The following is a 15,626-nucleotide window of genomic DNA, read 5'->3' as shown; positions in this document are numbered from 1 at the left end:
CGGCGCGACGACCGCCGTGATGAAAGCCGTGGTGCCGGTTACGGGCGTCGGGACGACCGTGACCGTGGGCCGCGTCGGGACGACCGTGATCGTGGCGGGGACCGTCCTTCCTTCCGGCGCGACGACCGTGGGGACCGTCCTCCTTTCCGTCGTGACGACCGTGGTGGGGACCGCCCGTCCTTCCGGCGCGACGACCGCCGTGATGAAAGCCGTGGTGCCGGTTACGGGCGTCGGGACGACCGTGACCGTGGGCCGCGTCGGGACGACCGTGATCGTGGTGGCGACCGTCCTTCCTTCCGACGCGACGACCGCGACGACCGTCCCCGTCGCGATGACCGCGGTGGCGACCGCCCCCCCTTCCGGCGTGATGACCGCCGTGACAACCGCGGTGGCGACCGCCCCCCCTTCCGACGCGATGACCGGCGTGACGACCGTCCCCCCTTCCGGCGTGACGACCGACGCGACGACCGTCCCTCGTACCGGAGTGATGACCGCCGTGACGACCGTGGCGGGGACCGTCCGTCGTACCGGCGTGACGACCGTGGCGGGGACCGTCCACCCTTCCGGCGTGATGACCGCCGTGACAACCGCGGCGGTGACCGGCCCCCCTTCCGACGCGATGACCGGCGTGACGACCGTCCCTCGTACCGGCGTGATGACCGCCGTGACGACCGTGGCGGGGACCGTCCCCCGTTCCGCCGGGACGGCCGGCGTGACGACCGACGCGATGACCGTGGTGGGGACCGTCCGTCGTACCGGCGTGACGACCGTGGCGGGGACCGTCCACCCTTCCGGCGTGACGACCGCGGTGATCGTGGGGGTTTCCGTCGGGACGACAACCGTGGCGAGCGTGGTGGGTTCGGCCGGCGTGACGACAGTCGGGGCGGTGACCGCGGAGGCGACCGTGGTGGGTTCCGCGGGCGGGACGACCGCGGGGGACGTGGGCCCCGGCGCGACGACCGCGGCGGACGGCCCGGCGGATTCCGTGGACGGGACGACCGGCAGGGGGGTGGCGGCCGTTTCCGTGAGGAGCGGGACCGGGACCGTGAGCCGATCAAGCGCCTGCCGATCCCCGAGGAGGTCACGGGTGACGAGATCGACAAGGACGTACGGCAGGAGCTGCAGAGCCTGCCCAAGACGCTCGCGGAGGATGTCGCCAGGAACCTGGTGATGGTCGCCCGACTGCTCGACGAGGATCCTGAGGCCGCGTACGGCTACTCCAGGGTGGCCCTGCGTCTGGCGTCCCGTGTCGCCGCCGTACGCGAGGCGGCCGGGTTCGCCGCGTACGCCAGCCAGAAGTACGGCGAAGCATTGGCGGAGTTCCGGGCCGCGCGGCGGATGACCGGGTCCGTGGAGCTGTGGCCGGTCATGGCCGACTGCGAACGTGGGCTCGGCCGGCCCGAGAAGGCGCTGGACATGGCCGGCGCCCCCGAGGTGCACAAGCTGGACAAGGCCGGTCAGGTCGAGATGCGCCTCGTGGCGGCCGGTGCCCGGCGTGACATGGGGCAGCTGGACGCGGCCATCGTGACGCTGCAGAGCCCCGAGCTGGCCTCCAGCTCCGTACAGCCGTGGACCGCGCGGCTGCGGTATGCCTACGCGGACGCGCTGCTGGCCGCAGGCCGGGAGCCGGAGGCGCGGGAGTGGTTCGCGAAGGCCGTGGAGTCCGACCGGGACGGCAGCACGGACGCCTCCGACCGGCTCGCCGAGCTGGACGGCGTCGAGTTCATGGACGCCCTGGACGAGGACGGGGACGAGCCCGAGCGCGGGAGTGACGGGGAGAGCCCTTCCGCCGAGGACGGTGCCGAGGGCGGCGACGAGGACTGACGTAGCGGGTGCTGACGTGGCGGGGCACGGCGGCGAAGGGGGGCGGGACCGGTTTTCGGGCCCGCCCCCCTTCGCCTTGTCGTGGGCCGGGTCAGACGTCGAGTGCGCGCAGTACCAGGCCCGAGGCAGGCTTCGGGCCGAAGGACGTCGACTTGCGTGGCATCGTGACGCCCTGTCGGGCCAGGTCGCGGACGACCTCCTCGCGGACCGGGTGCATCAGCACCGCGGTACCGCCGTCGCGTTCCGCCTTCTCGACGGTGGCCGCCGTGTCGTGAATGTAGGAGATGTGGGCCGCCGAGTCGTCGGGGACGTGCCAGACGTGGGCGAGGAGGGTGGCGTGCAGGACGGTGGCGTCCAGGGTGCGCCAGGCCTCGGGGCGGTCGGCGCGGACCGTGCGGGCCAGCAGACCCGGGTCGGGCCGGTCCACGAGGTGGAAGGCCCCGTCACCGGCCAGCAGGAAGGCGTTGCCCGCGTCTGCCGCCTTCGCCAGGGTGCCCAGTGACTCGGCCAGTGGGGTGTCCAGGCGGCGGACGCGGAAGTGCCCGTCCAGGGCGGCCACGGCGTCGTGCACCGGGATGCCGTGCAGCAGGCGGTGGATGGCACGGACGCGGAGCGGGTAGCGGGCCGTGTCGACGAGGAGGACGAGTCCGTGGTCCCAGGGACCCGGGGAGGGGTGTTCCGCGCGGAGCGTGCGGTAGGTCGCCCAGCGGTGGTGGCCGTCGGCGATGAGGGCCTGGTGCCGCGACAGTTCCCTTTGGACGCGGGCCACGGCTTCGGGGTCGGTGACCGACCACAGGCGGTGGCAGAAACCGTCCTCCGTGGTCGTGGAGAGAAGCGGCGGCTGTTCGGCCGTTCGTTCCACGAGGGCGGGGGTGGCCGACGCATCGCCGTCGCCGCGGTAGGTCAGAAGCAGGGGTTCGAGGTTCGCCCAGGTCGCCCGCATCAGTGCGGCGCGGTCGGCGACGACATGGGGCATGACGTCCTCGTGCGGCAGGACCACCTGCTCGGCGGGATCCGACACGCGCAGTGCGCCGATGATGCCGCGCTGCAGCATCCCCTCGCCGTCCCGTTGTTCGTAGACGTACAGGCCCGGTTCGGGGTCGGTGGTCAGGACTCCCTCCGCCGTCCAGCGCCGCAGGGTGCGGGCGGCCTGCTCGTTGCGCGCCTCGGGTGTGGCGGCCTGGGGCAGGATCAGCCGGACGATGTTGTGCGGGTCGGCGGACTCGAGGTGGAGCAGGCCGTCGGGGCGGACCACGACGTCGTAGGGCGGGGACGTCACGGCGGCCAGGCTGCCGACCCGGTCGGGGTCGTAGCGGAGGCCTCGGAACGGGGTGAGTTCCAGGCCCCGGCGCGCCGTTGCTTCCGGGTGACCCGCAGAGTTCATCCCGGCATCGTACGTGTGTCGGTGGCATGGGGGATGATCGGGGGAAAGACGACGAACGAGGAGCGATGTGCGATGAGCCGGAGCGTCAGGACCAGGCCGGACGGCAGTGGGCGGGCCCTGAACGAGGCCTACGACACGGCGCTGCTCGACCTGGACGGCGTGGTGTACGCCGGGGGGAACGCGATCGCTCACGCGGTCGAGTCCCTCGCCACCGCCCGGGACGGCGGCATGCGCCTGGCGTACGTCACCAACAACGCGCTCCGGACCCCCGACGCGGTGGCCGGGCACCTGACCGAGCTGGGGATAGCGACGGATGCCGCCGACGTCATCACCTCGGCGCAGGCGGTGGCCCGGCTCATCGCCGAACAGGTGCCTTCGAAGGCGCGGGTACTGGTCGTCGGCGGTGAGGGGCTGCGGGTGGCGCTGCGCGAGCGCGGCCTCGAGCCAGTGGAGTCGGCGGAGGACGAGCCGGCGGCCGTCGTGCAGGGGTTCGGCGGCCCGGACCTGCCGTGGGGACGCTTCGCCGAGGCCTGCTACGCCATCGCGCGCGGTGTTCCCTGGTACGCCTCCAACACCGACCTGACGATCCCGGGCGCCCGGGGGATCGCCCCGGGCAACGGCGCGGCGGTGGAGGTCGTGCGCATCGCGACGGGCGCCGAGCCGCAGGTCGCGGGGAAGCCGCTGCCCCCGATGCACCGGGAGACGATCCTGCGGACCGGCGCTCATCGCCCGTTGGTGGTGGGCGACCGGCTGGACACGGACATCGAGGGGGCGTTCAACGGGGGCGTCGACTCGCTGCTCGTCCTGACCGGCGTGACCGACGGGGCGCAGTTGCTGGCGGCGCCGCCGCGGCACCGGCCGACGTACGTGGACGCCGATCTGCGCGGGCTGCTCACCGGACAACCGGAGGTCGCCGACGGCGCGGACGGCGGCTTCCGCTGCGGTGGCTGGACGGCGACGGCCGGTGAGCAGCGGCTGGAGCTGGACGGCGACGGCACGGCGCTGGACGGGCTGCGAGCGCTGTGCGCGGCGGCCTGGACGGCGGGCGGGGAGCAGGGATGCGGGCTGGACTCGGGGAAGGCGCTGGTGCGGCTGGGGTGGTGAGCGGCGTGAGGGAGGAGGGAAGGGTCCGGCCTGCGGGACGGGCCGGGGAAGGGCCTGCGACAGCCTCGGGATCGTGATCCTTTGGCAGGGTAGGCTAGCCTAACCACGTGTTGGTCGACAGTCCCCCCGAACAGCGCGCGGACGCCGCTCCCGCGCCGCCCTCCAAGCGCCGTGTCCTGCGTGCCGCTGGGCTGCCCGTCTCCCTGGCGGTCCTGGCGTTCATCGTGTTGGCGAGCATCGCGATCGGCGCGAAGGATCTGTCCCTGACGGAGGTCTGGCACGGCCTGTTCCACGACTCGGACACGTATGGCGACGTCGTGGTCGGCGAGCGGCTGTCGCGCACCGCGCTCGGACTGCTGGCCGGCGCCGCCCTCGGCCTCGCGGGTGCGGTACTGCAGGCCCTGACCCGTAATCCGCTGGCCGATCCCGGGCTGCTCGGCATCAACGCGGGCGCCTCGGCGGCCGTCGTCACGGCCATCACCTTCTTCGGCGTCACCTCACTGACCGGATATGTCTGGTTCGCCTTCGCCGGTGCGGCGGGGGTCGGAGCCCTGGTCTGGTTCCTGGGCGGCAGCCGGGGAGCGACCCCGGTCCGGCTGGTGCTGGCCGGCACCGCGATCAGCGCCGCGCTCTTCGGTTACCTCCAGGCCGTGATGATCATGGACGACGCGGCGCTGGGCAGGATGCGCTTCTGGACGGTCGGTTCCCTCGCCTCGGCGACGAACGGGACGATCAGGGAAGTGCTGCCCTTCTTCGTGACGGGCACGGTCCTCGCCCTCGCCCTCGCCCGGCCGCTCAACGCCATGGAGATGGGCGACGACACCGCCAAGTCCCTCGGCGCCAACCTGAACCGCACCCGGGCGCTGTCCATGCTCGCCGCGACCGTGCTGTGCGGGGCCGCCACCGCCGCCTGCGGACCGATCGTGTTCGTCGGGCTGATGGTGCCGCACATCGTCCGCTCCTTCACCGGGCCCGACATGCGCTGGATCCTGCCGTACGCGACGATCCTGTCGCCCGTGCTGCTGCTCGGCGCGGACGTCCTCGGCCGGATCGTCGCACGCCCCGCGGAACTCCAGGTCGGCATCGTCACCGCCGTCCTCGGCGGGCCGGTCTTCATCTTTCTCGTACGACGGCGGAGGACGGCCCAGCTGTGAGGACCGGAGAAGCCGCGAAGGCCGGGAAGGCCGGGGGAAGCTTGAACACCGCGAACACCGCGAACACCGCGAACACCGCGGGGACGAATACCGCGAACGCCGTGAATGCCGCCAAGGCCGCGAACGCCACCCGGGTCGTGCGCGGCCCGGGTGGGGTCTCGCTCCGGCTCGACGTCCGGGCCGTGGCCGTCGTCGGCCTGCTGCTGGTCCTCGCGCTCGCCGCGAGCGTGCTGCTGATCGGTACCGGCGACTTCGACATACCGGCCGCGGACGTACTGAAGACCCTGGTCGGCCGGGGCAACGCCGGTCAGGAGTTCATCGTCAACGAACTGCGGCTGCCCAGGGTCCTGGTCGGTCTGCTGGTCGGCGGCGCGCTCGGGGTGGGCGGTGCGCTGTTCCAGGCCATCTCGCGCAACCCGCTCGGCAGTCCGGACGTACTCGGTCTCGGGCAGGGTGCGACGGCCGGAGCGCTCATCATGATCGTTCTGTTCTCCGGCAGCTCGGCGCAGGTCACCTTCGGCGCGCTCGCCGGCGGCCTGGTGACCGGCCTCGCCATCTATCTGCTCGCCTGGAAACGGGGGGTGCACGGATACCGGCTGGTCCTGGTCGGTATCGGCGTGTCCGCGGTCGTCACGGCGGTCAACGGCTACCTGCTCACCCGGGCCGACATCGTCGACGCCTCCCGGGCCGTCGTCTGGATGGCCGGCTCCCTCAACGGCCGTGACTGGGACCAGGTCTGGCCCCTGCTGGCGCTGTGCGCCGTACTCGTCCCGCTCGTGCTCACCAACGGACGGGCGCTGCGGATGATGGAGATGGGCGACGACGTCTCGTACGCCCTCGGTGTGCGCGTCGAGCGCGTGCGGGCGCTGCTGATGGTGGCCGCCGTACTGCTCACCGCCGCCGCCACCGCGGCCGCCGGGCCGGTCGGCTTCGTCGCGCTCACGGCGCCGCAGCTCGCCCGGCGCCTCACCCGCTCACCCGGCCCCAACCTGCTGCCGTCCCTGTGCATGGGGGCCGCCCTGCTGGTGAGCGCCGACTGGATCTCGCAGCGCGCCTTCGGGGCCGACCAGCTCCCCGTGGGTGTGGTCACCGGCGTACTCGGCGGTGTCTATCTGCTGTGGCTGCTGGTCACCGAGCGCAAGGCGGGCCGGATATGAGCGCCGGCACCGGCAACCGCAGCGGGCTGAACAACCGAAGGAGCCACGTGAACCGTCTGACCGCCGAGAACGTCACCCTCGCCTACGACCAGCGGGTCATCGCGGAGGAACTGTCGGTGGAGATACCCGACAACTCCTTCACCGTGATCGTCGGCCCGAACGCGTGCGGCAAGTCCACCCTGCTGCGGGCCCTGTCGCGGATGCTGAAGCCGGCCCGGGGGCGGGTGCTGCTCGACGGGTCGGTCATCCAGTCGATGCCCGCCAAGCAGGTCGCGCGGACTCTCGGCCTGCTGCCCCAGTCGTCCCTCGCGCCCGACGGCATCACCGTCGGGGACCTCGTGGGCCGCGGCCGCTACCCGCACCAGGGCATCCTGCGCCAGTGGTCGGCCGAGGACGAGCGGGTCGTCCGGGAGTCGATGGCCCAGACCGGCATCTCCGAGCTCGCCGACCGCTACGTCGACGAACTCTCCGGCGGCCAGCGCCAGCGCGTGTGGATCGCCATGGCGCTCGCCCAGCAGACCCCGCTGCTGCTGCTCGACGAGCCGACGACCTACCTGGACATCCAGCACCAGATCGATGTACTCGACCTGTGCGCGGAACTCCACGAGGAGCAGGGCCGCACCCTCGTCGCCGTCCTGCACGACCTCAACCACGCCGCCCGCTACGCCACCCACCTCGTCGCCCTGCGTGAGGGGGAGATCATCGCCCAGGGCACGCCGGAGGACGTCGTCACCGCCGACCTGGTCGAGCGGGTCTTCGGGCTGCGCTGCCAGGTCATCGACGATCCCGAGACGGGGACCCCGCTGGTGGTGCCGGCCGCGCGCAAGGCCCGCGGCGGCCGCGCCCCCGAGCCGGTGCGGGTGCCCGCCGCGAAGGCTCCCTGAGGGCGGCTAGAGGAGCTTCCTGAGCCGGAACAGGTCGCGCAGGCCCGCCTCCAGCCTCACCCGGCCCGAGCCCCAGGCCTTGGCGAAGTTCAGTTCGCCCGCCACCAGGGCCACCAGGACGTCGCCGGTCATCGCCAGTCTGATCTCGGCCTTCTCGCGCGGCGGCCCCACGAGGGTCTCGCGCACGTCGATGCGGCCGTCCGCCATGCGTCCGGCGAAGGTGACGTCCAGGTCGGTGATGTGACAGCTCACCGAGCGGTCCAGCTCCGTGGCCGACCGCACGTCCCCTTCTGCGCCGCGCATGTTCTTCGAGAGCTTGTCGAGTGCGGCACGGCACTCCTCAGTCGTCGCCATCGGGAGCGACCGTACCCCAGCGCCACGCGGTAGCGTCGGGGCATGAGCGACGCAGTACCGGAGCCGGCGGCCCAGGAGAGCGGGGCGGGACCGGAGCCCCAGGAAGCGGAGTCCGGGGCGCCCGACGGCCCCGGGTACGAGCCCGCGGCCCCCGCCCCGCTGGACGTCCCCCGCAGCCCCACCGGGAACGCCGAGGTCGACGCCCGGCTGGCGCGGCTGGCCGACGCCGGCCACCTGGCCACGGACGGACATGTCGAGGTGTACGAGGATGTGCACCGGGGGCTGCGCGACGCGCTCACCGCGCTCGACGCCCGCCCGGGACCTCCGGTTCCCACCGGACGCCCGACCACCACCCCGCAACGAGACCCTTCGGGCCACGAGTCCGATTCGCCGTACGAAAACAGGAGCTGAACCGAACGTGGCAGGAGTCGCACGCCGCCGTCTCGACGCGGAGCTGGTCCGCCGCAAGCTGGCGCGCTCGCGCGAGCACGCGAGCCAGCTGATCGCCGCCGGGCGGGTCACCGTCGGCAAGACCGTCGCGACCAAGCCCGCCACGCAGGTGGAGACCGCCGCGGCGATCGTGGTGACCGCCGACGGCAGCGACCCCGACTACGTCTCGCGCGGCGGCCACAAGCTCGCCGGCGCCCTCGCGGCCTTCGTACCGCAGGGCCTCGTCGTCGAGGGGCGGCGGGCGCTGGACGCCGGCGCCTCCACCGGAGGCTTCACCGACGTACTGCTGCGGGCGGGTGCCGCGCACGTCGTCGCCGTGGACGTCGGATACGGGCAACTCGCGTGGAGTCTCCGGCAGGATGAACGCGTCACCGTCAAGGACCGTACGAACGTACGCGAGTTGACACCGGAAGCGATCGATGGGGAGCCCGTGGACCTTGTCGTGGGGGATCTTTCCTTCATCCCGCTCGGACTGGTACTGCCCGCGCTGCGGCGGTGCGCAGGGCCGGACGCGGACCTGGTGATGATGGTGAAGCCGCAGTTCGAGGTGGGGAAGGAGCGGCTCGGCAGCGGGGGAGTGGTACGCAGCGCGCAGCTGCGGGCCGAGGCGGTGCTGGGAGTCGCCCGGAAGGCCTGGGAGCTGGGGCTCGGGGTGAAGGGGGTCACCGCCAGTCCGCTGCCCGGTCCCTCCGGCAACGTCGAGTATTTTCTGTGGCTGCGGGCCGGCGCCGGTGAACCGGACCCGGCCGATGTTGACCGTGCAGTGGCGGAGGGGCCGCGTTGACACAGAACCGAGCGCGTACTGTTTTCCTGCTCGCCCACACCGGGCGTCCCGCTGCCATCCGCAGCGCGGAGCTGGTGGTCAAGGGGCTGCTGCAGGCCGGGATCGAGGTACGGGTCCTGGAGGCCGAGGCGCGCGACCTGCCGCTGCCCGGCGAGGTGGACCTGGTCGGAGAGGCCACCGCGCAGTGCCTCGACGGATGCGAGCTGCTCATCGTGCTGGGCGGTGACGGGACGCTGCTGCGCGGCGCCGAGTTCGCCCGCGCGTCCGGGGTGCCGATGCTCGGGGTCAACCTGGGCCGGGTCGGATTTCTCGCGGAGGCCGAGCGTGACGACCTCGACAAGGTCGTCGACCGGGTGGTGAACCGGGCGTACGAGGTCGAGGAGCGGATGACCGTCGACGTCGTCGTGCACCGCAACGGCGACATCGTGCACACCGACTGGGCGCTGAACGAGGCGGCCGTGCAGAAGGCCGGTGCCGAGAAGCTGCTCGAAGTCGTGCTGGAGATCGACGGGCGGCCGGTGACGGGGTTCGGCTGCGACGGCATCGTGCTGTCCACGCCGACCGGGTCGACGGCGTACGCCTTCTCGGCCGGGGGGCCGGTGGTGTGGCCCGAGGTCGAGGCGCTGCTGATGGTGCCGATCAGCGCACACGCGCTGTTCGCGAAGCCGCTGGTGACCTCGCCGGACTCGGTGCTCGCGGTGGAGGTGCTGCCGCACGTCCCGCCGGGGGTGCTGTGGTGCGACGGGCGGCGGACGGTGGAGCTGCCTCCCGGGGCGCGGGTGGAGGTGCGGCGGGGGGCGGTGCCGGTGCGGCTGGCCCGGCTGCATCACGCGTCGTTCACGGATCGGCTGGTCGCGAAGTTCGCGTTGCCCGTCTCCGGGTGGCGGGGGGCGCCGCACTAGCGGACTCGATGGGGTGGTTCCGCCGTGTCCCGGCCGCGGGCCGTCCGTGGCCGGCGCGCCCCGCGGCGCAGTCGCCGTCAGCACAGTCCCGCGCCTGTGGCGGCACGCGCTCCCCCGGCACGACAAGGCGGCCTGTGTGCGCTCCCGGCCCTCGACCTCGTAAGGTCGTGTCCGTGCTTGAGGAGATGCGGATACGGTCGCTCGGAGTCATCGACGACGCCGTGGTCGAGCTGTCGCCCGGGTTCACCGCTGTCACCGGTGAGACGGGTGCGGGCAAGACCATGGTGGTCACCAGCCTCGGGCTGCTCCTGGGCGGACGCGCGGACGCGGCGCTGGTGCGGATCGGGGCCAAGAACGCGGTCGTCGAGGGGCGCATCGCCGTGCCCGGAAACGCCGCGGCCGCCGTGCGGGCCGAGGAGGCCGGGGCCGAGCTGGACGACGGAGCGCTGCTGATCAGCCGTACCGTCTCCGCCGAAGGGCGGTCGCGCGCCCACCTGGGCGGGCGGTCGGTGCCGGTGGGGATGCTCGCCGAGCTGGCCGACGAGCTGGTGGCCGTGCACGGGCAGACCGACCAGCAGGGGCTGCTCAAACTGTCCCGGCAGCGGCAGGCCCTGGACCGCTACGCGGGCGACGCGGTCGCCGGACCGCTCGCCAAGTACGGCGAGGCCCACCGGCGGCTGCGGGCCGTCGCGGCGGAGCTGGACGAGATCACCACGCGTGCCCGTGAACGCGCTCAGGAGGCCGATCTGCTGCGCTACGGCCTCGACGAGGTCGCCGCGGTCGAGCCGCGCGCCGGTGAGGACGTGGAGCTGGCGGAGGAGGCGGAGCGGCTGGGCCACGCCGAGGCGCTCGCGTCGGCCGCCACGGCCGCGCACGCGGCGCTGGCGGGCAACCCGGAGGACCCCGAGGGCGTGGACGCGGCGACCCTGGTCGCGGGCGCGCAGCGCGCCCTGGACGCCGTACGCTCGCACGACCCGGCGCTGGCCTCGCTCGCCGAGCGGATGGGCGAGGTCGGCATCCTGCTGCGCGACGTGGCCGGAGAACTCGCCGGGTACGCCGACGATCTGGACGCCGACCCGCTGCGGCTGGCGGCGGTCGAGGAGCGGCGGGCCGCGCTCACCGCGCTGACCCGCAAGTACGGCGAGGACGTCGCGGCCGTGCTGACCTGGGCCGAGCAGGGCGCCGCACGGCTGACCGAGCTGGACGGCGACGACGAGCGGATCGGCGAGCTGACCGCCGAGCGGGACGCGCTCAGGGCCGAGCTGGGCGGACTGGCCCAGGCGCTGACCGACGCGCGCACGGAGGCCGCCGAGCGGTTCGCCGCCGCGGTGACCGCCGAGCTGGCCTCGCTCGCCATGCCCCACGCGCGCGTGTCGTTCGAGATCCGGCAGACCGAGGACCCGGAAGGCGTGGAGGTCGGCGGGCGCACGGTCGCGTACGGGCCGTCGGGCGCCGACGAGGTGGAACTGCTGCTCGCCCCGCACCCCGGCGCGCCGCCCCGGCCGATCGCCAAGGGCGCGTCCGGCGGTGAGCTGTCACGCGTGATGCTGGCCGTGGAGGTCGTCTTCGCGGGCACCGACCCGGTGCCGACGTACCTCTTCGACGAGGTCGACGCCGGGGTCGGCGGCAAGGCGGCGGTGGAGATCGGCCGGCGTCTCGCGCGGCTGGCGAAGAGCGCCCAGGTCGTGGTCGTCACGCACCTGCCGCAGGTGGCCGCGTTCGCCGACCGGCAGCTGCTGGTGGAGAAGACGAACGACGGGTCGGTGACCCGCTCCGGCGTCAAGGTGCTGGAGGGCGAGGAGCGCGTCCGGGAACTCTCCCGGATGCTCGCCGGCCAGGAGGACTCGGAGACGGCGCGCGCCCACGCGGAGGAACTCCTGGAGACCGCCCGGGCGGACCTGTAGGCACCCGCCGTCGGCCGGGCGGGTCCCCCCCCGTCGCCCCCGCCCGGCCGGGTCCGCCCCCCGGCTGCGTCCGCCCAACGTGCGTCGGCCGTCGGGGAGATGAGGTCTAGGGTGGTGGAGTGATCGCTCGAACGGGCAGGGGGGCCGGCTACGCTCCGCGCGCCGGGGCCGCTGCGCCCGGGGTCCTGGGCGGAGTCGGCCCCGGTCGCCATGGGGGCCGCGGCGGCCGTGCTGCCCGACGACCTCGCCGAGCGCACGATGCCCGGTGACACGGCAGCGCATGCGGCGGGCGCGGCCGGGTTCGCGGTGGTGGCCTGAAACGGCCGGGTCGGGCTGGCGGCGCACGCCTTCGCGCTCGTGGCCGCGGCGGCGTGGGGAGAGAAGGCGTGCGGACCACGAAACGTTCACTCGAACGAGTGAGGTGGTTCCGTGTCGTCGTCCCGCCGGGCGTCCGGTCGTGGTCGTCGTCGTGCCCGGAACACCCGTGCGGCCTGGCATCCTTGACGCAGTGGCGCGCAGGAGACCGCGCGGCGCGCCCCGCCCGCGCCATCCTTCCGTTCGTTCTTCGTGACCGTCCCCCGCCCCGACCAGGAGCCCCGGCCAGGTGACCCCCGTGAGCAGCCACTCACCGCACGGCCAGCCGCCGCTGCGCACCGTGCAGGTGCTGGGCGGCGGCAACGCCGGCAGCAGCGCGCACGTGCGCTCCCTGGCCGCGGGGCTCGTCGCGCGGGGCGTGAAAGTGACGGTGTGCGCCCCCTCCGATGCGGAGTGCACCTACGACTTCACGGGCGCCGGAGCCGACCACGTGCACGTGCCGCGCAGCAGTGATCCCGTCTCGGTGGCCGCGCTGCGGACGGTGTGCGCGGACGCCGACCTGGTGCACGCGCACGGACTGCACGCCTCCTTCCGGGCCGCCCTGGCCCTCGGCGGGCGGCGCGTCAGCACCCCGCTCGTCGTCACCTGGCACGACCGGGTGCATGCCGAGGGAGCCCGCGCCCATCTGCTGCGGGTGCTGGAACGGCGGGTGATGAAGGCAGCCACCGTGGTGCTCGGCGTCACCTCGGAGCTGGTCGACGGGGCGCGGCGGACGGGGGCGCGGGACGCCAGACTGGGCCCCGTCGCGCTCCCCGCCCGGCCGAGCCGGCCGGCCGGTCCCGAGGACCCCGACCGGCTGCACCACAAGGTCCGGGCCGAACTCGGCGCCGTCGATCGTCCGCTGCTGATCGCGGTCGGCTCCCTCGAGCGGCACCGTGGCTACGACGTCCTGCTCGACGCCGCGCGCGCGTGGCGCCGCCTCGATCCGGCTCCGCTGGTCGTCGTCGCCGGGGAGGGGCCGCTGCGCGGGGAGCTGCAGGGGCGGATCGAGGCCGAGGAGCTGCCGGTGGTGCTCGTCGGCAGCCGCGACGACGTTCCCGAGCTGCTGGCGGCGGCCGACCTGGCGCTGCTGCCCGTCCGCCGGGAGGCGGGGCGTTCCGTTCTCGCCCAGGAGGCGCTCCAGGCGCGGGTGCCGCTCGTCGCGGGCGACGTGGGCGGCATCCCCGAACTGGTCGGCGACGCCGCCGAACTCGTGCCGCCCGGCGACGCGGAGGCGCTGGCGGACGTCGTGGTCCGCCTGCTCGACGACCCCGCGCGGCGGGACGAGCTGCGGGACCGGGGGGCACGGCAGGCGGCCACCTGGCCGACCGAGGACGAGACCGTCGCCCAGGTCCTCAGCGTCTACGACGAGCTGACGCAGCCCACGCCGTTGCTCTAGGTCCTGTCGTCGAACTCGCGTCGTCGCCCGCTGGGCAGACGGGAGTTCGACGGCGGGGCCTGCGGCACCCGCTCCTAAGGCACGTGCCGACGGGCGCGCAGGGCCAGGCTCAACGCCAGTACGGTCTGCGGGTCGTCGAGGTCCGTGCCCAGCAACTCCCCGATCCGCGCCAGCCGGTTGTAGAGCGTCTGCCGGTTGAGGTGGAGTTCACGCGCCGTCTCCGCCTTGCGGCCGGCGTGTGCCAGGTACGTCTGGAGGGTGGGCAGCAGGGGCGGCTTCGAGCGGTCGTCGTGGTCACGCAGCGGTCCGATCGCCCGGTCCACGAACGCGGCGAGGTCCGGGTGACCGCGCAGCCGCCACAGCAGCAGGTCGATGTCCAGACGCCGGGCGTCGTACCAGGGCCGGTCGGTGAGGCCCTGTGCCGCGGTAGCCGTCTCCGCCGCGTGCCGCAGGCCCGCCGACGCCGCCGCCCAGCTCCCGGCCACCCCGACGACCACGACGGGCGGCTGCGCCCCCGGCCGCTGCATCCCGGCCCGCTCCGAGCCCGTCCGCAGCGCCGCCGCGACCCGGTCCGCGACCGCCGCCCGCTCCGACTCCGAGCGCAGCCCCAGCAACAGGGGGACCCGGCCCTCCACCGGCCGCACGCCCAGCAGTACCGGCACCCCCACCGACGCCAGCTCCTCGGCGACCGCCCGGGCCAGCACCGCCCAACCGCCCCCGGCGGGGGACAGGGCGTCCCCGAGCCGCATCACCACCGGGAGCAGCGGACCGGTGCCCGGCCTGAAGCCCAGGACGCGTGCCTGGGCCGGCGCGTCCTCCGCCGCGATCCGGCCCTCGGCGAGGTCGGTGAGGAAGTCGCCGCGTCCGCGCGCCGCCAGTTCCTCCTCCTGCCGCGCCTGCATCAGCACCACGGCCAGGACGCCGCCCGCCCGCTCCGCCGCCATCCGGTGCACCGGCGCCAACGGGGACCGCACCGGCAGCAGGACCAGCCGCGCCCGCACCGAACCGACGCCCGGCCCGCCCCCGGGCACGTCCACGAGGACCGAGCCCGCCGGGGGCGGCGCGTCCTTGTGCGGTCCCCGCAACCCCTCCCAGACCTGGAGCGGATCGGTGCCCTCGGGGCCGGAGCCGGCGGCGTACAGCAGGCGGCCGTCGGTGGTCTCCAGGAAGACGGGGTTACCGGCGAAGTCGGCGAGGATGGCAAGGACCCGGGGCACCCCGCCGCCGCCCAGCAGCGCCTCGGTGCAGCGGCGGTGCACCTCCTCGGCCCGCTGGAGCAGCGCGTAGTGGCCGTTGACGATCTCGGTGTGGACCTCCTCGGTGACCGTCACGAACGGCACCTCGCGGTGCAGCTGGACCAACGGCAGCCCGGCCGCGCGGGCCGTGTCGACCAGGGCCGCGGGCAGCCGGGCGAAGCGCGGGCCCAGCTCCACGACGAGGGCCGCGATGCCGCGCTCGGCCAGCGTGCGGACGAACGCCCGCTGCTCGGCGGGCCGGGTGCCCAGGCCGTACCCGGTGGTCAGCAGCAGTTCGCCGCCCTTGAGGAGCGAGGCGATGTTGGGCACCTCGCCCGCGTGCACCCAGCGCACCGTGCGGTGCAGGCGGTCGGCGCCCGCGAGGATCTCCGGCAGACCACTGCGCAGCCCGGGCAGTTCCAGTGCCCGCCGCACGGTGATTCCGGCGCCCTGGGTGTCGAACCCGCTGTTCCTGCCGCTTTCCATGAGCCGGACGCTACCCGGCGCGGTCCCACCCGGGACATCCACGGGCCGGCGGGCGCCCGGCGGGCAGGGCACCGGGCATGGACATCACCGCCGTGGCCGCCGCACGTGTGGCCGCGGGTACCGGCACCGGGCACCGGGCACCGGCCCCAAGGCACCGGGCACCGGCCCCCGGCCGAACGCCGAACCCGCCACCACCGGCCGACAGCGGCCGACAGCGGGCCGGACCACCAGGGCCGGCCCGTCCGCGGGTC

Annotated in this window: 14 protein-coding genes and 1 pseudogene; 12 read left to right on the top strand and 3 right to left on the bottom strand. The window is 74.2% G+C overall.

Features of this window, described 5'->3' with window-relative positions:
* Both ACGFYH_RS08255 and ACGFYH_RS08250 read left to right on the top strand, forming a co-directional pair.
* The coding region (locus ACGFYH_RS08255) for a hypothetical protein (protein WP_393802296.1) at positions 1-1,171 on the top strand (1,171 nt) is incomplete at its 5' end.
* Positions 1,063-1,824 (top strand): hypothetical protein, encoded by a 762-nt coding sequence (locus ACGFYH_RS08250; protein ID WP_393802321.1) that lies wholly within the window; start codon positions 1,063-1,065, stop codon positions 1,822-1,824. The genes ACGFYH_RS08255 and ACGFYH_RS08250, both read left to right, overlap by 109 nt.
* Before the next feature lie 91 nt (positions 1,825-1,915).
* On the opposite strand, the gene ACGFYH_RS08245 is transcribed toward ACGFYH_RS08250, so the two are convergent.
* On the bottom strand, positions 1,916-3,208 hold the full coding sequence (locus tag ACGFYH_RS08245) for a DUF1015 domain-containing protein (RefSeq protein ID WP_393802295.1): 1,293 nt from the start codon (positions 3,206-3,208) through the stop codon (positions 1,916-1,918).
* Between the two features lie 72 nt (positions 3,209-3,280).
* Here ACGFYH_RS08245 and ACGFYH_RS08240 point away from each other — a divergent pair, with 72 nt between their 5' ends.
* From ACGFYH_RS08240 to ACGFYH_RS08225, 4 genes are all read left to right on the top strand, one after another.
* Positions 3,281-4,312 carry an HAD-IIA family hydrolase gene (locus tag ACGFYH_RS08240; RefSeq protein WP_393802294.1) on the top strand — a complete coding sequence of 344 codons (1,032 nt, stop codon included), beginning with the start codon at positions 3,281-3,283 and terminating at the stop codon, positions 4,310-4,312.
* 107 nt (positions 4,313-4,419) lie between these two features.
* Positions 4,420-5,466, top strand: coding sequence for a FecCD family ABC transporter permease (locus ACGFYH_RS08235; protein WP_393802293.1), 1,047 nt, complete (start codon positions 4,420-4,422; stop codon positions 5,464-5,466).
* 101 nt (positions 5,467-5,567) lie between these two features.
* Positions 5,568-6,623, top strand: a complete 1,056-nt coding sequence (locus tag ACGFYH_RS08230) for a FecCD family ABC transporter permease (RefSeq protein WP_393802320.1) — start codon at positions 5,568-5,570, stop codon at positions 6,621-6,623.
* Positions 6,620-7,507: an ABC transporter ATP-binding protein gene (locus ACGFYH_RS08225; RefSeq protein WP_393802292.1), complete on the top strand. Its 888-nt coding sequence runs from the start codon at positions 6,620-6,622 to the stop codon at positions 7,505-7,507. Before ACGFYH_RS08230 ends, ACGFYH_RS08225 begins: the two co-directional genes overlap by 4 nt.
* 6 nt (positions 7,508-7,513) lie before the next feature.
* Here ACGFYH_RS08225 and ACGFYH_RS08220 read toward each other — a convergent pair whose 3' ends face one another.
* The gene (locus tag ACGFYH_RS08220; RefSeq protein ID WP_393802291.1) at positions 7,514-7,861 is read right to left on the bottom strand and encodes a sterol-binding protein; all 348 of its coding nucleotides are present in this window, start codon (positions 7,859-7,861) and stop codon (positions 7,514-7,516) included.
* Between the two features lie 42 nt (positions 7,862-7,903).
* On the opposite strand from ACGFYH_RS08220, the gene ACGFYH_RS08215 reads away from it, so the two are divergent.
* The 6 genes and pseudogenes from ACGFYH_RS08215 to ACGFYH_RS08190 all read left to right on the top strand — a co-directional run bounded on the left by ACGFYH_RS08215 (position 7,904) and on the right by ACGFYH_RS08190 (position 13,654).
* Positions 7,904-8,272 carry a hypothetical protein gene (locus ACGFYH_RS08215; RefSeq protein WP_393802290.1) on the top strand — a complete coding sequence of 123 codons (369 nt, stop codon included), beginning with the start codon at positions 7,904-7,906 and terminating at the stop codon, positions 8,270-8,272.
* Between the two features lie 7 nt (positions 8,273-8,279).
* Complete coding sequence (locus tag ACGFYH_RS08210; RefSeq protein ID WP_393802289.1) at positions 8,280-9,095, top strand: hemolysin; 816 nt, start codon at positions 8,280-8,282, stop codon at positions 9,093-9,095.
* Positions 9,092-9,997, top strand: a complete 906-nt coding sequence (locus ACGFYH_RS08205) for an NAD kinase (protein WP_393802288.1) — start codon at positions 9,092-9,094, stop codon at positions 9,995-9,997. The genes ACGFYH_RS08210 and ACGFYH_RS08205 overlap by 4 nt, the downstream gene beginning before the upstream one ends.
* 185 nt (positions 9,998-10,182) lie before the next feature.
* A complete protein-coding gene (gene recN, locus ACGFYH_RS08200; RefSeq protein ID WP_393802319.1) occupies positions 10,183-11,901 on the top strand; it encodes a DNA repair protein RecN in 1,719 nt (572 codons plus the stop codon).
* Between the two features lie 153 nt (positions 11,902-12,054).
* A pseudogene (locus tag ACGFYH_RS08195) lies at positions 12,055-12,321 on the top strand (hypothetical protein); the annotation flags it as partial.
* A 184-nt stretch (positions 12,322-12,505) separates the two neighbouring features.
* Positions 12,506-13,654 carry a glycosyltransferase family 4 protein gene (locus ACGFYH_RS08190; protein WP_393802287.1) on the top strand — a complete coding sequence of 383 codons (1,149 nt, stop codon included), beginning with the start codon at positions 12,506-12,508 and terminating at the stop codon, positions 13,652-13,654.
* Positions 13,655-13,728: 74 nt separating this feature from the next.
* Here the strand turns inward: ACGFYH_RS08190 and ACGFYH_RS08185 are convergent, their stop codons facing one another.
* Positions 13,729-15,375, bottom strand: a complete 1,647-nt coding sequence (locus ACGFYH_RS08185) for a PucR family transcriptional regulator (RefSeq protein WP_393802286.1) — start codon at positions 15,373-15,375, stop codon at positions 13,729-13,731.
* Between the last annotated feature and the right edge of the window lie 251 nt (positions 15,376-15,626).

This window comes from Streptomyces sp. NPDC048392, from assembly GCF_043200575.1.
GTDB lineage: Bacteria > Actinomycetota > Actinomycetes > Streptomycetales > Streptomycetaceae > Streptomyces.
This window is presented reverse-complemented; position numbering and strand designations above follow the sequence as displayed.

Bases quoted from the DNA above. Each gene is read 5' to 3' on its own strand.
- ACGFYH_RS08240 (WP_393802294.1), top strand. From the start codon at position 3,281: ATGAGCCGGAGCGTCAGGACCAGGCCGGACGGCAGTGGGCGGGCCCTG.
- ACGFYH_RS08225 (WP_393802292.1), top strand. From the start codon at position 6,620: ATGAGCGCCGGCACCGGCAACCGCAGCGGGCTGAACAACCGAAGGAGC.
- ACGFYH_RS08220 (WP_393802291.1), bottom strand. From the start codon at position 7,861: ATGGCGACGACTGAGGAGTGCCGTGCCGCACTCGACAAGCTCTCGAAG.
- ACGFYH_RS08245 (WP_393802295.1), bottom strand. From the start codon at position 3,208: ATGAACTCTGCGGGTCACCCGGAAGCAACGGCGCGCCGGGGCCTGGAA.
- ACGFYH_RS08215 (WP_393802290.1), top strand. From the start codon at position 7,904: ATGAGCGACGCAGTACCGGAGCCGGCGGCCCAGGAGAGCGGGGCGGGA.
- ACGFYH_RS08185 (WP_393802286.1), bottom strand. From the start codon at position 15,375: ATGGAAAGCGGCAGGAACAGCGGGTTCGACACCCAGGGCGCCGGAATC.
- recN (WP_393802319.1), top strand. From the start codon at position 10,183: ATGCGGATACGGTCGCTCGGAGTCATCGACGACGCCGTGGTCGAGCTG.